We start from the raw sequence: 17,693 nt of genomic DNA on the forward strand, positions 1-17,693 counted from the left end.
TCCCTTACATGCCCAACCTGCTTCTCGCCGGCGGAATCGTCGTCACCTGCGCCGGCCCCAACGAGGTGCTGTGGCCCGGTGACGTCCTCGTCCGGGACGGACGGATCGCCGCGATCGGCCGCGACCTCGACGTCCCCGACGCCGAGCGGATCGACGTCAGCGGCCGGATCGTGATGCCCGGCCTGGTCGACACCCACCGGCACACCTGGCAGTCCGTCGTCCGCAACATCGCCTCGGACTGGACCCTCGACCAGTACCTCGTCGGCCTGCACGCCGGCCTCAGCCGGTACTTCCGCCCGGAGGACACCTACGCGGGCAACCTGATCGGCGCGCTGGAGGCCCTGGACTCCGGCGTGACCACCCTGCTCGACTGGTCGCACAACCTCTTCACCCCGGAGCACACCGACGCCGCGATCGACGCCCTGGAGGAGGCCGGCCTGCGGGCCGTCTTCTCGCACGGCGGCGGCGCGCCGCAGTGGGGCGGCGTGATGCCGTCGCCGGTGCCGCACCCGGCCGACGACGTGCGCCGGCTGCGCTCCGGCCGGTTCGCCGCCAACGACGGCCGGGTCACCCTGGGCCTGGCCCTGCGCGGCCCCCAGTTCTCGACGATGGACGTCACCGTCGCCGACTTCGCGCTCGCCCGGGAACTCGACCTGCGCGTCTCGGTGCACGTCGGCGACGGGCACTGGGGCAAGACCAGGCCGGTCCACCGGATGAACGCCGCCGGGCTGCTCGCCCCCACCACGACCTACGTGCACTGCAACACCCTCGCCGAGGACGAGCTGAAGCTGATCGCCGACACCGGCGGCAGCGCCTCCGTCGCCACCGACGTGGAGATGCAGATGGGCCACGGCTGGCCGGCGACCGGCCGGCTGCTGGCGGTGGGCGTCCAGCCCTCGCTCTCGGTCGACGTGTGCAGCTCCATCGGCGGCGACATGTTCACCACGATGCGCACGACGCTGGCCGTGCAGCGGGCCACCGACAACCACGCGGCCGTCGAGGCCGGCGAGGCACCCGAGCGGGTGAAGCTCGCCTGCTCCGACGTGCTGCGCTTCGCCACCATCGAGGGCGCGCGGGCCAACGGCCTCGGCGACGTCACCGGCTCGCTGGAGGTCGGCAAGGCCGCCGACATCGTCGTCCTGGCCGGCGACACGCTGGCCACCACGCCGGTCAACAACCCGTTCGGCACCATCGTCTACGCCGCCCACCCCGGGCTGGTCCGCGACGTGCTCGTCGACGGCCGGTTCGTCAAGCGCGACGGCAGGCTCGTCGGCGTCGACCTCGACCGGCTGCGGGCCCTCGCCGAGGCGTCCCGCGACCACGTGATCGGCTCGATGGCGGGCGCCGAGATCGGCGGCCGGTGGCAGCCCGAACCGAAGCTGAACCTGGCATGAGCCTGCTCGGACTGCCCCTCGCCGGCGCCGCGCCGCAGCCCGTCGCGGTGCGCGCGACCGACCCGCTCGGCCCCCGCCTGCTCGGCTGGCCGACGAGCCGGGCGGCGGCGGCCGTGGTCGTGCTGTTCGCGGTGAGCGCCGTGCTCTCCGGCGCCAGCGTCGGCCGCACCGCCCTGCTGGCGATGCTGCCGTTCGCGGCGCTCACCGCGATCGTCGCCGTGGGGCAGACCCTCGTCGTCCAGCAGGCCGGGCTCGACCTGTCGGTGGCCGGCGGCATCTCCCTCGGCGCCCTCGTGGTGGCCCGCTACGGCGACGCCGCGCAGTGGGGCCTCGGCACGGCGATCGCCGTGGCACTGGCCGCGACGCTGCTCGCCGGGCTGGTCAGCGGCCTGGTCGTCACGGCCTTCGGGCTGCCGCCGCTGGTCGTCACCATCGCCGTCAACGCGGTCCTGATCGGCCTGGTCCAGGTCCTCTCCGGCGGCTACAGCGCGCAGGCGCCGCCGGCCCTCACCGAGTTCGCGGTCGGGCGCACGCTGGGCGTGCCCCACCTCGTGCTGGTGGCCGCCGTCGTCATCGTGGCCGCGCAGCTCGTGCTCAAGGGCACCGTCGTGGGCCGGCGCTTCGAGCTCGTCGGGGCCAACCGGCTGGCCGCGCACGCCGCCGGCATCAACACCCGCCGGTACACGATCTCGGCGTACGCGCTGTCCGCGCTGCTCGCCGGCGGCGCGGGCGTCCTGCTCGCCGGGTTCCTGCGCACCACCACCAGCTCCGCCGGGGACGCCTACCTGCTGCCGTCGGTGGCCGCCGTGGTGCTCGGCGGCACCGCGCTGACCGGCGGGCGCGGCAGTCTCACCGGAACGGCGCTCGGCGCGCTCTTCCTCGGCCAGCTCACCCAGCTCGTCCAGACCTACACCCAGACCACGGCCGTGCAGAACATCGTGCAGTCCGTGATCATCGGCGTCGGCATCGTGGTGCAGCTCAGCATCGCCACCCGGCTGCGCCGCCGGGCGATCCGCCGCAATCCCACCTGACCCGACCGGTTCACCCCGCGCGGAACGGCCCTCGCCGTCCCGCCGATGCCCCCACCCCTGGAGTCCCTCATGTCGACACACCGGCGTTCCCTCGCCACCGCGATAGCCCTGGGCACCGCCGCCGTCCTGGCGGTCACCGGCTGCTCCACCACCAACAAGACCGCCTCCGCCCCGGGCGGCGACCCGAGCGCCGCCGGGCAGGTCGCCGTCGGCAACGCCGGCCCGCTCTCGGCCGCCGCCGCGATGGCCTCCGTCTGCGGCGACAAGCCGGTCAAGGTCGGCCTCGTCGACGGCCTCGGCACCAACTCGTGGTCCAAGATCGTCCGGGCCGAGATCGAGGACGAGGCCCGCAAGTGCCCGGCGATCAGCGGCGTCGAGTACGTCGCCGGCCGGGGCGACCTGCAGTCCACCCTCGCCGGCATCACCAGCATGGCCAGCAAGGGCGTCAACGTCCTGCTGGTGATCCCCGACGCCGGGCCGGGCCCCGCCCACCTGTCCGCGCTGCGTGCCGCCGCCAACGCCGGGGTCACCGTCCTCCCGATCGCCGCCGACCCGCAGGGCAAGCCCGGCAGCGACTACTTCGACTACGTCGACTGGGACACCCCGTACCTGGGCGAGGTGTGGGCCAAGTGGATGATCGACCGGCTCGGCCCGGACGGCGGCAACATCGTGATGCTCGGCGGCCCCGCCGGCAACCCCGTCTCCCAGGCCCACCTCTCCGGCATCAAGAAGGTGCTGGCCGGCGCGCCGCAGGTGAAGCTGCTGACCGACGAGCCGGTGACCACCAACTGGGACCCGGCGATGGAGCAGCAGGCGATGAGCGGCCTGCTCGCCAAGTACCCCAAGATCGACGGCGTCATCAGCGACTACGGGGCCGCCGCCACCGGCGTGCTGCGCGCGTACCAGAGCGCCGGTCGGCCGCTGGTGCCGATCGCCACCACCGACGACAACGAGCTGAGCTGCGGCTTCACCGCGCTGAAGGCCAAGAACGGCGGCTACGAGCTGGCCACCGTCTCCTCCCGCACCTGGATCGGGCGGGTCGCGCTGCGCAAGGGCGTCGCCGTCGTCAACGGCAAGGCCGACGCCGAGCCGTCGCGGCTGCAACTGGACCTCTTCGAGGACTCCACCGGCGGGGCCGGCGGCGCGGTCACCCCGGACAAGGCGTGCAAGGCGGACCTGCCCAACGACGCCCCGCCGTCCTCGCAGCTCGACACCGCCCAGCTCGCCACCCTCTTCCAGGGCTGATTGGACACCCACGAGATGACGACCGTACGGGACGCCGCGCTGACGCTGACGGGGATCGTCAAGCAGTATCCGGGCGTACGGGCCCTCGACGGCGTGGACCTGGCCGTGTCGCCGGGTCAGGTCCACGCCGTGCTCGGCGAGAACGGGGCCGGCAAGTCCACCCTCGTCGGGGTGGCCGCCGGCTCCGTCACCCCCGACGAGGGCCGGATCAGCATCGGCGGCCGGGACTATCCGGCGCTGACCCCCGCCCTCGCCCGGGAGAACGGGCTCGCGCTGGTCTACCAGACCCCGGCGCTGGCCGGCGGGCTCACCGTCGCCGAGTCGATGCTGGTGCTCCTGCCCGAGCAGGTGCGGCCCCGCGTCGGCGCGGCGTCGGCGTGGACCGCCGCGCACCTGCGCGGGCTCGGCCTGGACATCGACGCCGACCGGCTGGTCAGCGAGCTGACCATGCGCGAGGCGCACCTGGTGGAGATCGCCGCCGCGCTCGCCACCGACCCGCGGGTGCTGGTCCTCGACGAGCCGACCGAGGCGCTCGGCCCCGACGAGACGGCCTGGCTGTTCGACCGGATCCGGCAGCTCGTGGCGGCCGGCACGGCCGTCGTCTACATCACCCACCGCATCCCCGAGATCCGCGAGATCGCGCAGACCCTCACCGTGATGCGCGACGGGCGGGTCGTCGGCGGCGGCACGGTCGCCGCGCACACCGACGAGCAGATCGTCGAGCTGATCGTCGGCCGGTCGCTGGACACCACCTTCCCCGCCAAGCCCGACCTGGACGGCGCGCCCGTCGTGCTGGCCACCGAGGGGCTGCGCGGGGCCGGCTTCGCCGACCTGACCCTGCGGGTGTCGGCCGGCGAGATCGTCGGCTTCGCCGGGGTGGAGGGCAACGGGCAGCGCCAGGCGCTGCGGGCGCTGGCCGGGCTGGTCCGCTCGCACGGCCGGGTCACCGTCGCCGGCCGTCCGGTCGCCCTCACCGGCCCCGCCGCGGCGGCCGGGCGGGGCGTCACCTTCCTCTCCGGGGAACGGCTGCGGGAGGCCGTCTTCGGCGACCTCAGCATCCGGGAGAACGTCGACGCGCTCGCGCTGCCCCGGGTGTCGCTGCTGCGCACCCTCCTGGTGCCCGCCCGGGAACGGGCGCTGGTCGCCCCGGCGGTCGGCGCGCTGCGGGTGAAGGCGGCGAGCCTGGAGACCCCGGTCAACACGCTCTCCGGCGGCAACCAGCAGAAGGTGCTGCTCGCCCGCGCCAGCATCGGCCGTCCGGCGGTGCTGCTGGTGGAGGACCCGACCCAGGGCGTCGACGCCGGGGCCCGGCTGGAGATCTACCGGGTGCTGCGGGAACTCGCCGGGCAGGGCACGGCGGTCGTCGTGCTCTCCACCGACGCGGTGGAGCTGGAGGGGCTCTGCGACCGGGTCCTGGTCTTCTCCCGGGGACGCGTCCACGCCGAGCTCTCCGCCGCCACGCTCTCCGAGCGGGACATCACCGGCGCGGCGGTGCTCGCCACCGAGCAGGCGGTGGCCGCGCCGGCCGCCGGGCCCCGGCCGGGCCCGCGCCGGCGGCTGCTCGGCGGCGAGTCCCAGGCCGCGCTGATGCTGCTGCTCACCGTCGTGCTCGGCGCGGTGACCGCCGCCCGGGCGCCGGCCTTCCTCAGCTCGCTGTCCGTCGGGCAGCTCCTGCTGGCCGCCGCCTCGCTGGCCCTGGTCAGCCTCGGGCAGCTGGTGGTGGTGATGACCGGCGGCATCGACCTGTCGGTGGGCTCGGTGGTCGCGCTGAGCGTGGTCGCCGTGTCGTTCTTCGGCGCCGGCCCGCCCGCGCTGTTCGCCGTGGGCGTGCTGGTGGCGCTCGCCGCCGGAGCGGCGGTCGGTCTGCTCAACGGGGTGCTCGTCACCCGGGTCAACCTGCCACCGGTGGTGGCCACCCTGATCACCTCGATCGGCGTGGTCGGGCTGGCGCAGCTGCTGCGCCCGCTGCCCGGCGGGCAGGCCGGCGACACGCTGCTGGCCGCGCTGGGCACCACGGTCGCCGGGGTGCCGGTGGTGTTCGTCGTCGTGGTGCTGGTCGGCGTCGCCGGGCACCTGCTGCTGCGCCGGGCGCGGGCCGGCCGGGCGCTGCGGGCCACCGGCTCGGACGCGCTGTCGGCGTCCCGGATGGGCGTCGCGACCGTGCCGACGCGGCTGCTGGCGTACCTGCTCGGCGGGACGCTGGCGGCCGGCGGCGGGCTGGCGCTCTACGCGCAGACCGGCATCGGCGACGCCTCGACCGGCCAGGCCCTCACCCTGGCCTCGGTGACGGCCGTGGTGCTGGCCGGGGCCAGCGTCTTCGGCGGCAACGGGTCGGCGCTGGCCACCCTCGCCACGGCGCTGTTCCTGCAGACCATCACCAGCTCGTTGAGCTTCCTGTCGGTCAGCCTCGCCTGGCAGTACTGGATCCAGGGCAGCTTCGTCGTCGCCGCGGCCCTGGTGCCGCTGCTGCGGGGTCGCCGCCGACGCCGGGGCCTGCTCGCCCTGGGCACCGCCTAGCCGCACCGTCACGCCCGGCCGTCCGCCGACGGCAGCCAGAGAAAGGCAGACCGTGTACCACGTCTCCCGCATCGACGACACGCTGGCCAGCACCCCGCCCGACCACCTCGGGCACAGCACCGGATTCCGCCGGCAGGACCTCGTCGGCCGCCAGTACGGCTCGCACCACATGACGATGAGCGTCGCCGTCCTCGACCCGGGCGGGCGCGTCGACGCCGCGGTGCACTCGTACGAGAAGAGCCTCTGGCTGCTCGACGGCGAGCTGACCCTGACCATGCTGGGCCAGAGCATCGCGCTGCGGCGCGACGACTGCGCGGTGGTGCCGGTCGCGGTGGCCCACCAGCTCACCACCGGCGACGCCGGCGCCCGGTGGCTGGAGATGTCGGCGCCGGTGCGGCTGCTGCCCGGCAACCGCCGCCGGGACACGTTCTTCCTGCCCGAGGAGATCTCCGCCGGCCGGGCCGAGCCGGTGGACCTGCGCGACCCGCGCAACCGCAACTTCTTCCGCTTCGACGAGGGCTCGATGGACCTGGGCCGGCTGGCCCGGGGCAGCGACCCGGCCGCGCCGGAGGTGTCCGCGAGCATGGCCACGGCGCTGCTGGCCTACAGCGGCATCGGCATCCGGATGCTCGCCGACCAGCGGACCAACGCCCAGCTGCACACCATGTTCATGGTCGAGTACCAGCCCACCGCCGTGGCGCACCCGCACGACCACCCGTTCGAGGAGGCGTACGTCTTCACCCACGGCGAGACGGAGGCGGTCGTCGAGGGCGAGCGGTTCGTGCTGCGCCCCGGCGACGTGCTCTGGACGGGGTCGGGCTGCGAACACGCCTTCTACAACCGCACCGACGGCCGGACCCGGTGGATCGAGACGCAGGCCCCGCAGCCGCCGGCGCAGCACTCGTACCGGTTCAGCCGCGACTGGGAGTACCTGGGCGACCGGCTCTGCGCCGGCACCCGGATCGACCCGGCGACCGGCGCGCCCCCGGCGGCCGGCGATGCATGAGTCCGTCGGCCTGCTCGGCACCGGCCGGATGGGCACGGCCATCGGCCGGCGGCTGCTCGCCGCCGGCGTCGGCCTGACCGTCTGGAACCGGACGCCGGCCAGGACCGGGCCGCTCGTCGCCGACGGGGCTGTGGCCGCCGCCACGCCCGCCGCGCTCGCCGCCTGCGAGGTGGTGTTCGTGGCGGTCTCCGACTCCGCCGACCTGCTGGCCGTGCTCGACGGCCCCGAAGGGCTGCTGGCCCGCCCGGACGGGCTGCGGGTGGTGGTCGACTGCTCCACCGTGTCGGCGGCCGCGTCGGCGCGGGCCCGGCAGCTCGCCGCCGACGCGGGGGTGGGCTTCGTGGCCGCCCCGGTCAGCGGCAACCCGGCCGTGGTGGCCGCCGGCCGGGCCTGCTTCGTCGCCTCCGCGCCGGCCGCGCAGTTCGCCGTCGCCGAGCCGCTGCTGGGCCGGATCGGCCGGGCCGCCGTGCGGGTCGGCGACGGCGAGCAGAGCCGGCTGGTGAAGCTCTGCCACAACCTCTACCTCGGGGTGCTGGTACAGGCGCTGGCGGAGGTGACCGCGCTGGCCGAGAAGGGCGGCGCGGACCGGGAGGCGTTCCTGCGCTTCCTCGGCGAGACCGTCGTCGGCTCGCCCTGGGTGCGCGACCGGACGCCGGCGCTCGCCGCCGGTGACCTCACGCCCACCTTCACCACCGCGCTGCTGCGCAAGGACTTCGACCTCGGGCTGGCCGCCGCCCGCGAGCACGAGGTGCCGATGGCCGTCGCCGGCCTGACCCACCAGCTCGTCCAGGCGGCGATCGGCCGGGGACTGGGCGAGCGGGACCTGCTCTCCCTCTTCGCCGTGCAGGCGCAGGCGTCGGGCCTGGCCCCACCGGGCTGACCCCCGCGCCGCCCACCCGGGACCACCACCCAGCCGCCGGCACCGGCCGGTACCTGACCAGGAAGCGAGAACACCAACCATGGGGACTGCCACGTTCGGCATGAACGTCGTCGACTGGGAGAGCCGCGTCGACATGGACCGGCTGCGCCGGGAGCGGCTGGCCCGCCTGAAGCACCAGCTCCAGGGCTCGGAGGTCGGCGCGCTGCTCACCTTCGACTTCCACAACATCCGCTACATGACGGCCACCCACATCGGCACCTGGGCGATGGACAAGCTGATCCGGTTCGCGCTGCTGCCGCGCGGGGGCGAGCCGGTGCTGTGGGACTTCGGCTCGGCGGCCCGCCACCACCAGCTCTACGCGCCGTGGCTGGACTACCGCACCGGCGACGACGTCGCCGAGGGCGCGCGGGGCACCAGCGGCGCGCGGGCCGGCATCTCGGTGCTGCGCGGGGCCTTCCACCCCGACTCGGGCGTCGCCGAGGCCGTCGCCCAGAAGATCTACGAGGAGCTGGAGCGGTACGGCCTGCACACCTCCCCGGTGGGGGTGGACGTGCTGGAGATGCCCATCCTCCAGGCGCTGCGCGCCAAGGGGATCGAGGTGGTCGACGGCCAGCAGGTGTTCCTGGAGGCCCGCCGGATCAAGACGCCCGACGAGATCACCCTGCTGACCACCGCCGCGTCGATGGTCGACGCCGCCTACGACGACCTGTACGGCTTCCTGCGCCCCGGGGTGCGGGAGAACGAGACCGTCGGCCTGGTCGCCAAGCGCCTCTACGACCTCGGCTCCGAGCACGTCGAGGGGGTCAACGCGATCTCCGGCGAGCGCTGCTCGCCGCACCCGCACGTGTTCAGCGACCGGCTGCTGCGCCCCGGCGACCCGGCCTTCTTCGACATCCTGCACAGCTTCATGGGCTACCGCACCTGCTACTACCGCACCTTCGCGGTGGGCAGCGCGTCGCGGGCGCAGGTCGACGCGTACAAGCGGTGCCGCGAGTACATGGACCGGGCGATCGAGCTGGTGAGGCCCGGGGCCACCACCGCCGACATCGTCAGCGTGTGGCCGACCGCGCAGGAGTTCGGCTTCGCCGACGAGGAGGCGGCGTTCGCCCTCCAGTACGGGCACGGCGTGGGCCTGTCGATCTGGGAGAAGCCCATCTTCAGCCGGCTGGTGTCGCTGGAGCATCCGGAGGTGCTCCAGGAGGGGATGGTGTTCGCGCTGGAGACGTACTGGCCGTCGGCCGACGGGGTGGGCGCGGCGCGCATCGAGGAGGAGCTGGTCGTCACCGCCGACGGGGCCGAGGTCATCACCAAGTTCCCCGCCGAGGAGCTGCTGGTCGCCGGCCAGCGCTACTACACGACCGCCGGGCCGCTGCCGACCCAGCGCCACGCCCAGTCGCACGTCAACAACCGCCCGGCGGGAGACGCCTGATGGCCATCGCGACGCTGAACCCGGCCACCGGGGTCGTCGAGCGGACGTACCCGCCGATGTCCGACGCCGAGGTGGAGCAGGCCCTGGCCGACGCGCAGCGGGCGGCGAAGGCCCTGCGCCGCACCACCTTCGCCGAGCGGGCCGGCTGGATGCGCGCCGCCGCCGACCTGCTGGAGGCCGACGCCCCGACGCTGGCGGCGACGATGACCCGGGAGATGGGCAAGACCCTCGCCTCGGCCGAGGCGGAGGTGCGCAAGGCGGCGTACGGCTGCCGGTTCTACGCCGCGCACGCCGAGGCGATGCTGGCCCCGGAGCCGGCGGACGCCGCCGCCGTCGGGGCCGCCACGGCCTACTCGGTCTACCAGCCGTTGGGCGTGGTGCTGGCGGTGATGCCGTGGAACTTCCCCGTCTGGCAGGTGCTGCGCTTCGCCGCGCCGGCCCTGATGGCCGGCAACGCCGGCCTGCTCAAGCACGCGTCGAACGTGCCGCAGACCGCGCTCTACCTCGGTGAGCTGTTCACCCGGGCGGGCTTCCCGCGCGGGGCGTTCGCCACCCTGCTCATCGGCGCGGCGCAGGTCGAGGGGGTGCTGCGCGACGACCGGGTCGCGGCGGCCACCCTGACCGGCAGCGAGGCGGCCGGCCGGTCGGTCGCCCGCATCGCCGGGGACGCGCTGAAGAAGACCGTGCTGGAGCTGGGCGGCTCGGACCCGTTCCTGGTGCTGCCGAGCGCCGACGTGGCGCGGGCGGCGGCGACGGCGGTGCGGGCCCGCTGCCAGAACAACGGGCAGTCCTGCATCGCGGCGAAGCGATTCATCGTGCACGCCGACGTCTACGACGAGTTCGTCGCGGCGTTCGCCGCCGGGATGGCGGCGCTGCGCGTCGGCGACCCGGCCGAGCCCGGCACGGACGTGGGCCCGATCGCCACCGAGTCCGGCCGGGCGGAGCTGGAGGAACTGGTCGCCGACGCGGTGGCCCGGGGCGCGACGGTGCTCACCGGCGGCGCGCGGCCGGACGGGCCGGGATGGTTCTATCCGCCGACGGTGCTCGCCGACGTCGACCCGTCGATGCGGCTGCACCTGGAGGAGACCTTCGGCCCGGTGGCCACCGTCTACCGGGTGCCCGACCTCGACGCCGCGCTCGACCTGGCCAACGCGACCGCCTTCGGCCTCGGCGCGGTCGTCTGGACCACCGACGAGGCCGAGCGGGCCCGGTGCGTCGCCGAGCTGGAGTCGGGGGCGGTCACCGTCAACGGCATGACCACGTCCTACCCGGAGCTGCCCTTCGGCGGCGTCAAGACCAGCGGGTACGGCCGGGAGCTGGCCGCCGCGGGGATCCGCGAGTTCTGCAACCTCAAGGCGGTGTGGATCGGCCGGTGAAGATCTCGGGGTGCCGGGACAGCTCGACCCGGGTGCGCCGGATGTGGCCCTCCAGGACCCGTCCGGCGTCCACCGGGTCGCGGCGGCGCACGGCGTCGAGCAGCAGCTGGTGCTCGGCGTTGACGACCCAGCGGCGGGACTCGCCACTGAGCGTCATGTACGTCCGCCGGTAGTACTGGGTGGAGTTCCACAGCCGCACCACGACCCCGGCGAGCGGCTCGGTGTCGCAGCGCGAATAGGTGAGCAGGTGGAACTGCCGGTCCAGGCGCAGGAACTCGGTGACGTCGGTGTGCCGTTCGATGGCGTCCTGCACCGCGGTGAGCTCGGCGAGATCCGCGTCGTCGAGCCGGGGCAGGCTCTCGGCGAGCGCCAGCGGTTCGAGCCGTTCCCGCATCCGGTAGACGACGTCGAGCTCGTGCGGGCCGAGCCGGGGGACGCGCGCGCCCTTGTTCGGCTCCAGCTCGGTGAGCCCCTCGGCGGCGAGCATGCGCAACGCCTCCCGCACGGGCAGCCGGCTGGCCCCGAGCCGCTCGGCGACCTCGTGCTGGCGGATCCGGTGCCCGGGAGGCAGCTCGCCGTCGAGGATGGCCTGGCGCAGGTACGCGGCCACCCGGACGCTCGCCGCGCCGTCGGCGGCGTCGTCAGTCACCACGCGCGTCCCGCGCCGCCGCCCCGGCCCGGTCGAACGCCTTGCCGTCGGGATAGGACACCAGCTCGAACTGCATTCCCCATGGGGCCAGAAAGTACACCCACCGCTGCCCCCGGCTCGGCCCCGAGCTGGCGGTCGGCGCGCCGAGCACCCGCACCCCGTGGGCGTGCAGGTGCGCCACGGCGGCGTCGAGGTCGTCGACGTAGAGGGCGACGTGGTGGCCGCCGACGTCGCTGTTGCGCGGGGGGTCGGGCTGCTGGTCGGGGGCCTCGTACCGGAAGACCTCGAAGATCGCCTGCCCGCCGCAGCGGTAGAAGTCGAGCCGGCGCATGACCGCGCGGGGGTGGACGGCCAGGTGCTCGGCCATCCAGTCGTCGTCGTGCCGGAACGGCCCGACCGAGTAGAGGTACTCGCAGCCGAGCACCTCCACCAGGAACCGTCGGGCCTGGTCCAGGTCGGGCACGGTGAAGCCGATGTGATCGACGCCGCGCAGCCCCGGCAGTGCCATACCAACCCCCTAATGGATCCATTTCTTCCTTCCTACCACCCACCTTGACCCAAAAGAAGCGGAGACTGGCCTTGAGAATGGATCCATTTAGTGTGAGACTTCGGCGGTGCGGCCAGCCGCGCCGCAGCCTGAGCCCGGAAGGGGTGCAGCCACATGCCTGAGCGCCGCCCACTCGCGCCGGACCAGCCGTGGGTCGAGTTCGCCGTCACCGACGCCGACTGGGACGCCGCCGCGCCGGAACTCCTGACGTCCATGTACAGCCAGCTGGTCCTGATCCGGGCCTTCGAGCAGTACGTGCTCCGGCTCGCCGCCGAGGGGCTGGTGCACGGCCCCGCCCACTCCAGCATCGGCCAGGAGGGCGGGGCGGTCGGCTCGGTGCTCGCGCTGCACGCCGGGGACACCGTCAACGGCTCGCACCGGGGCCACCACCAGTTCCTGGCCAAGGCCCTCGCCCACGTCGAGCCGAAGGGCATCGACCCGGGCGCCGACTACTCGCCCGAGGTGCGCGACGTCGTGCTGCGCACCCTCGCCGAGATCTGCGGCCTGGACCGGGGCTGGAGCCACGGCCGGGGCGGCTCGATGCACCTGCAGTGGAAGCAGGCCGGGGCCATCGGCACGAACGCCATCGTCGGCGGCGGCGTGCCGCTCGCCGCCGGCAGCGCGTGGGCGCACCGCCGCGCCGGCACCGACGCCGTGGCCGTGACCTACTTCGGCGACGGCGCGATCAACATCGGCTCGACGCTGGAGACGTTCAACCTGGCCGCGGCCTGGCGGCTGCCGCTGTGCTTCTTCGTCGAGAACAACCACTACGCGGTGTCCACCACCGTCGAGGAGTCCACCGCCGAGCCGCGCCTGTCCGCCCGGGGCCCCGGCTTCGGCATCCGCAGCTACCGGGTCGACGGCATGAACGTGCTCGCCGTGTACCTGGCGATGCGGGAGGCGGTGGCGCACATGCGGGCCGGCGGGGGCCCGACGCTGGTGGAGGCCGACGTCTACCGCTACTACCACCAGAACGGCCCCTTCCCGGGCAGCGCGTTCCGCTACCGCACCCGTCAGGAGGAGGACTCCTGGCGGGCCCGCGACCCGATCGACCAGCTCGAAGGGCACCTGGCCCGGCGGGGCATCCTCTCCCCCGGGCAGCAGCGGGCCGCCGTGGCGCGCGCCAAGCAGCTCCTCGCCGACACCGGCGACCTGCTGCTCGAACCCGCCCCCGGCGGCAAGCCGCAGGAGCGGCGCATCCGCCCCGCCGAGTGGCCCGACCCGGCGTTCGTCGACGTCGGCGTGCGCGGCGACCTGTCGGAGTTCGCCACCGCCCGCACCGTCGACCGCGACAGCTACGGCACCACCGCGCCGGTGAAGTTCATCGACGCCGTCGCCGGGGTGATGGACCGCCGGATGGCCGCCGACGAGCGCGTCGTGGTCCTCGGCGAGGACGTGCACCGCCTCGCCGGGGGCACCAACGGCGCCACCCGGGGGCTGGCCGAACGCTACCCCGACCGGGTCCTCGGCACCCCGATCAGCGAGAACGCCTTCGCCGGCCTGGGTGGCGGGCTGGCGCTGGACGGCCGGTTCCGCCCCGTCGTGGAGTTCATGTACGCCGACTTCCTGTGGGTCGCCGCCGACCAGATCTTCAACCAGATCGGCAAGGCCCGGCACATGTTCGGCGGCGACGACGCGGTGCCGTTCGTGCTGCGCGCCAAGGTCGCCATGGGCACCGGGTACGGCTCCCAGCACTCGATGGACCCGGCGGGCGTCTTCGCCACCGCCCCCGGCTGGCGCATCGTCGCCCCGTCCACCCCCTTCGACTACGTCGGCCTGATGAACGCCGCGCTGCGCTGCGCCGACCCGGTGGTGGTGCTGGAGCACGTCGACCTCTACACCGGCACCGGGGAGGGGCCGACCGAGGACTGGGACTACTGCCTGCCGGTCGGGCGGGCCGCGGTCCGGCGTGCCGGCTCGGCCGCCACCGTGCTCACCTACCTGGCGATGACCGACCGGGTGCTCACGGCGGTCGACCGCACCGGCATCGACGCCGAGGTGATCGACCTGCGCTGGCTGGACCGGGCCAGCATCGACTGGGACACGATCGGCGCGAGCGTCCGCAAGACCAACCGGGTGCTCATCGCCGAGCAGGGTGCGCTGGGCACCTCGTACGGCGGCTGGCTGGCCGACGAGATCCAGCGCCGCTACTTCGACTGGCTCGACGCGCCGGTCGAACGCGTCACCGGCGGCGTCGCCTCCCCCAGCATCAGCAAGGTGCTGGAGCGCGCCGCCATCGCCGACGTCGACGACGTCGTGCGCGGCCTCACCACGCTCACGGACGGTGGCAACCATGGCTGACCTGCTGCGCATGCCCGAGATCGCGGCCAACACCGAGGAGGCGGTCCTGGCCGGCTGGCCGGTGGCCGAGGGCGACGAGTTCGCCGCCGGTGACGTGATCGCCACCATCGAGACCGCCAAGGCGGTGGTCGACGTCGAGGCGCCCGCGCCGGGCGCGGTCGTCCGCCTCCTGGTGCCCGAGGGGACCGACGTCGCCGTCGGCGACCCGATCGCGTTGATCGCGGCCCCCGGCGAGACGGTGGACGACGTCGACGCCGCCCTCGCCCGGCTCGGCCTCGGCACCGCGACCGGCCCGACGCCGGGGCCCACACCGACGACGGCGGCGGCGGGCGCGCCGGGACCCGCGCCCGCCCCGCCGCGGACGGCCCCGGCGGGGGTGGCCGCCGCCCCGGCGACGCCCCCGCCCGCCGGGGCCCCCGCGACCGGCGCCGGCCGGATCTTCGCCAGCCCGCTGGCCCGCAAGCTGGCCCGCGAGGCGGGCATCCCCTTCGACACCCTGCGCGGCAGCGGCCCGCAGGGGCGGGTGGTCCGGGCCGACGTGGAGGCCGCGATCGCCGCCGCCCGCGCCGCGGCCCCGGCGGTCACGCCGTCCGCCGCCGCCCCCGCGCCGCCGGCCGCCCCGGCCGGCCACTCGCCCGCCGGGGCGGCACAGCCGGCGGCCCCGGCGGCCGCGCCCGGCCCGCAGGGCGCGGCGGGGACGCCCGACGGGGACGCCCTGGTGCCGCACTCCCGGCTGCGACGGGCCATCGCGCGGCGGCTGACCGAGAGCAAGTCCACCGTGCCGCACTTCTACCTGCGCGGCAGCGCCCGGGTGGACGCGCTGCTCGCGCTGCGCACCGAACTCAACGCCGCCGCCCCGGTGAAGATCTCGGTGAACGACCTGGTCGTCAAGGCCGTCGGCCAGGCGCACCTGGCGGTGCCGCAGGTCAACGTCGGCTGGACCGACGCCGGGATGCGGGTGTTCGGCGAGGTCGACCTCGGCGTCGCCGTCGCCACCGAGGGCGGCCTGGTCACCCCGGTGCTGCGGGGGGTCGACCGGATGAGCGTGTCCGCGGTGGCCGCCGCCACCCGCGACTTCGCCGACCGCGCCAGGCGCGGCGCGCTGCGCCAGCACGAGTTGGAGGGCGGCAGCGCCACCGTCACCAACCTCGGGATGTACGGCGCGGAGGAGTTCAGCGCCATCCTCAACCCGCCCCAGGCGACGATCCTCGCCGTCGGCGCGGCCCGCCGCGAGCCGGTGGTCACCGACGCCGGTGAGCTCGCCGTCGCCACCGTGCTGCGGGTGACCCTCTCGGTGGACCATCGGGCCGTCGACGGCGCGCTCGCCGCGCAGTGGATGCGGGAGTTCGTCGCGATCCTGGAGCAGCCGCTGCGGATCATCTGCTGAGCGGCCACCGCCGTCCGGGGGCCGAGGGGGACTCCGGACGGCGGGCGCGCCTGTCCACCGGGGTCGCCCCGCACGCGGTCGGCCGACCGGGGCACCGGGGCGTCGTCGGCACGCGGGTCCGCCGGAGGGGTTCAGCCCGCCGGGCGGTAGTCGAACCAGTCGAACGCCGCGCTGCCCTCGGTGACGTACATGCCGACGACCCGGCCGGTGAAGCCGGCGGCGACCTCGGTGGACAGGTAGCGCCCGTCGAGCTCGGCGAGCACGCGGGGCCCGTCGGAGGTCTCCACCTCGAAGGACACCATGTCGCAGGCGGCGGCGCGCACCCCGAAGGGCGCGGCACCGGCCGCCAGGTCGGCGGCGCCGGTCACGGTCGGCGGACGGAGGTCGTGGGTGCGGGTGGCGATCGTGAGGACGACCGGCCCGCCGGGCACGGCGAGTTCGGCGAAGACCTGCCGGAACGGGCCGACCCGGCCGACGACCCGCACGCGGCCGGCGGACACCTCCAGGTCGTAGTGGTGCGCCTCGTCGATGCGGATGGTGAGCCCGGCGGTGCCGTCGCCCGGGTCGAGGCGGGCGCTGGAACGGCAGTCGTGGTGCCGCTGCCGGGCGGCCACGATCGTCGCGCCGGCGCGGTCCAGCGTCGCCCCGGTAGCGGTCAGGGTGAGCCAGCCGGGTCGCGCGGTCAGCGACCAGGCGGCGTCGGGCCGGGAGCGCGGCGAGACCCAGCCGGGTGCGAGGACGGCCGTGTCGAAGTCGTCGCGGTACGCGCCCGGGTCGGCCGGGGCGGCGAGCGCCGGGGCGCTGCCGGCCGGGGCGGCCGTGACCTCCCCGACGGGGTCGACGACAGGCCACCCGTCGACCCAGCGCACGGGCACGAGGAAGGTCTCGCGGCCCAGGACGTGGTAGGGCGGCCACTGGCCCTTGGCCCGGATGCCGAGCAGGACCATCCACCAGCCGCCGTCGGGGGCCTGGACCAGGTCGGCGTGCCCGGTGGCCTGCACCGGCAGGTTGCTGCCCCGGTGGGTGAGGATCGGGTTGGTCGGTGCGGGCTCGAAGGGGCCCCGGGGGCTGCGCGACCGGGCGACGGAGACGGCGTGGCCGGTGTGCGTGCCGCCCTCGGAGAGCAGCAGGTACCACCAGCCGTCGATCCGGTAGAGGTGCGGGGCCTCCGGATACTGGCCGCCGGTGCCCGACCACAGGGGGATCGGGCCCTCCAGCACCCGGCCGGTCTCCGGGTCGATCCGGTAGGACTTCACCCCCGAGGTGGTCAGCCAGCAGTTCCTCTCGTCGTCCCAGGTCAGCGACGGGTCGACGTGCGGCAGGTCGACGTGGACCGGGTCGGACCACGGCCCGGCCGGATCCTGCGCGGTGACGATCAGGTGCCGGCCCAGGCTGACGTTGGTGGTGACCACCCAGAACCGGCCGTCGTGGTGCCGGATGGTCGGGGCGTAGACGCCCTGGGAGGCCGGGGTGTCCGCGGGGAGCGCGAGCTGGCTCGGGCGGTCGAGGACGTTGCCGATCTGCCGCCAGTTGACCAGGTCCCGGCTGTGCAGCAGCGGCACCCCCGGGAAGTACTCGAAGCTGGAGCACACCAGGTAGTAGTCCTCGCCGACGCGGCAGATGCTCGGGTCGGGAAAGAAGCCGGCGACGACCGGGTTTCGGTAGTGCGGGTCGGTGGACACCGCGCCACCTCCGGTGAATGTTCGCGGTAACATCGCGGACCCTGGATGTTACGAGAATCCCCCACCGGACTCAAGCGCCCCAGGCCCACGGCGCGGTCCCCGCGGATCGGGTGGGCGTCGGGCCGACAGGCCGGCATCTCACCAGCGGAAAACGTTCGCGAAACCTAAACGTCATATCTTGACGGCAGGCACATGCATCCACGAGAGTCCATATGGGCAGTGCTGGCGCACCGTTGGGAGCTCGGACGC

General features: G+C 74.7%; 13 protein-coding genes. 10 read left to right on the forward strand and 3 right to left on the reverse strand.

Features of this window, described 5'->3' with window-relative positions; genetic code table 11:
- The first annotated feature begins 8 nt into the window (after positions 1–8).
- The 8 genes from O7628_RS31325 (at position 9) to O7628_RS31360 (ending at position 10,878) form a co-directional block, all read left to right on the forward strand.
- Positions 9–1,394, forward strand: a complete 1,386-nt coding sequence (locus O7628_RS31325; RefSeq protein WP_278135948.1) for an amidohydrolase family protein — start codon at positions 9–11, stop codon at positions 1,392–1,394.
- Positions 1,391–2,425, forward strand: coding sequence for an ABC transporter permease (locus O7628_RS31330; protein ID WP_278135949.1), 1,035 nt, complete (start codon positions 1,391–1,393; stop codon positions 2,423–2,425). Before O7628_RS31325 ends, O7628_RS31330 begins: the two co-directional genes overlap by 4 nt.
- 69 nt (positions 2,426–2,494) lie before the next feature.
- A complete protein-coding gene (locus tag O7628_RS31335) occupies positions 2,495–3,670 on the forward strand; it encodes a substrate-binding domain-containing protein (protein WP_278135950.1) in 1,176 nt (391 codons plus the stop codon).
- Between the two features lie 15 nt (positions 3,671–3,685).
- Positions 3,686–6,187 carry an ATP-binding cassette domain-containing protein gene (locus O7628_RS31340; protein ID WP_278135951.1) on the forward strand — a complete coding sequence of 834 codons (2,502 nt, stop codon included), beginning with the start codon at positions 3,686–3,688 and terminating at the stop codon, positions 6,185–6,187.
- Positions 6,188–6,239: 52 nt separating this feature from the next.
- On the forward strand, positions 6,240–7,193 hold the full coding sequence (locus O7628_RS31345; RefSeq protein WP_278135952.1) for a cupin domain-containing protein: 954 nt from the start codon (positions 6,240–6,242) through the stop codon (positions 7,191–7,193).
- Positions 7,186–8,073 (forward strand): NAD(P)-dependent oxidoreductase, encoded by an 888-nt coding sequence (locus tag O7628_RS31350; protein ID WP_278135953.1) that lies wholly within the window; start codon positions 7,186–7,188, stop codon positions 8,071–8,073. The genes O7628_RS31345 and O7628_RS31350 overlap by 8 nt, the downstream gene beginning before the upstream one ends.
- 79 nt (positions 8,074–8,152) lie before the next feature.
- A complete protein-coding gene (locus O7628_RS31355; RefSeq protein WP_278135954.1) occupies positions 8,153–9,502 on the forward strand; it encodes a M24 family metallopeptidase in 1,350 nt (449 codons plus the stop codon).
- Positions 9,502–10,878 carry an NADP-dependent succinic semialdehyde dehydrogenase gene (locus O7628_RS31360; RefSeq protein WP_278135955.1) on the forward strand — a complete coding sequence of 459 codons (1,377 nt, stop codon included), beginning with the start codon at positions 9,502–9,504 and terminating at the stop codon, positions 10,876–10,878. Before O7628_RS31355 ends, O7628_RS31360 begins: the two co-directional genes overlap by 1 nt.
- On the opposite strand, the gene O7628_RS31365 is transcribed toward O7628_RS31360, so the two are convergent.
- Both O7628_RS31365 and O7628_RS31370 read right to left on the reverse strand, forming a co-directional pair.
- A complete protein-coding gene (locus tag O7628_RS31365; RefSeq protein WP_278135956.1) occupies positions 10,853–11,527 on the reverse strand; it encodes a GntR family transcriptional regulator in 675 nt (224 codons plus the stop codon). The genes O7628_RS31360 and O7628_RS31365 overlap by 26 nt on opposite strands.
- A complete protein-coding gene (locus O7628_RS31370) occupies positions 11,520–12,035 on the reverse strand; it encodes a VOC family protein (protein ID WP_074473502.1) in 516 nt (171 codons plus the stop codon). Before O7628_RS31370 ends, O7628_RS31365 begins: the two co-directional genes overlap by 8 nt.
- A 153-nt stretch (positions 12,036–12,188) precedes the next feature.
- Here O7628_RS31370 and O7628_RS31375 point away from each other — a divergent pair, with 153 nt between their 5' ends.
- Together O7628_RS31375 and O7628_RS31380 are read left to right on the forward strand one after the other, a co-directional pair.
- Positions 12,189–14,375, forward strand: a complete 2,187-nt coding sequence (locus O7628_RS31375; RefSeq protein ID WP_278135957.1) for an alpha-ketoacid dehydrogenase subunit alpha/beta — start codon at positions 12,189–12,191, stop codon at positions 14,373–14,375.
- Positions 14,368–15,762 (forward strand): dihydrolipoamide acetyltransferase family protein, encoded by a 1,395-nt coding sequence (locus O7628_RS31380; RefSeq protein WP_278135958.1) that lies wholly within the window; start codon positions 14,368–14,370, stop codon positions 15,760–15,762. Before O7628_RS31375 ends, O7628_RS31380 begins: the two co-directional genes overlap by 8 nt.
- 131 nt (positions 15,763–15,893) lie before the next feature.
- Here the strand turns inward: O7628_RS31380 and O7628_RS31385 are convergent, their stop codons facing one another.
- On the reverse strand, positions 15,894–17,444 hold the full coding sequence (locus O7628_RS31385; RefSeq protein WP_278135959.1) for a glycoside hydrolase family 43 protein: 1,551 nt from the start codon (positions 17,442–17,444) through the stop codon (positions 15,894–15,896).
- Positions 17,445–17,693: the final 249 nt, after the last annotated feature.

The sequence above is a fragment of the Micromonospora sp. WMMD956 genome (genome assembly GCF_029626125.1).
GTDB lineage: Bacteria > Actinomycetota > Actinomycetes > Mycobacteriales > Micromonosporaceae > Micromonospora > Micromonospora carbonacea.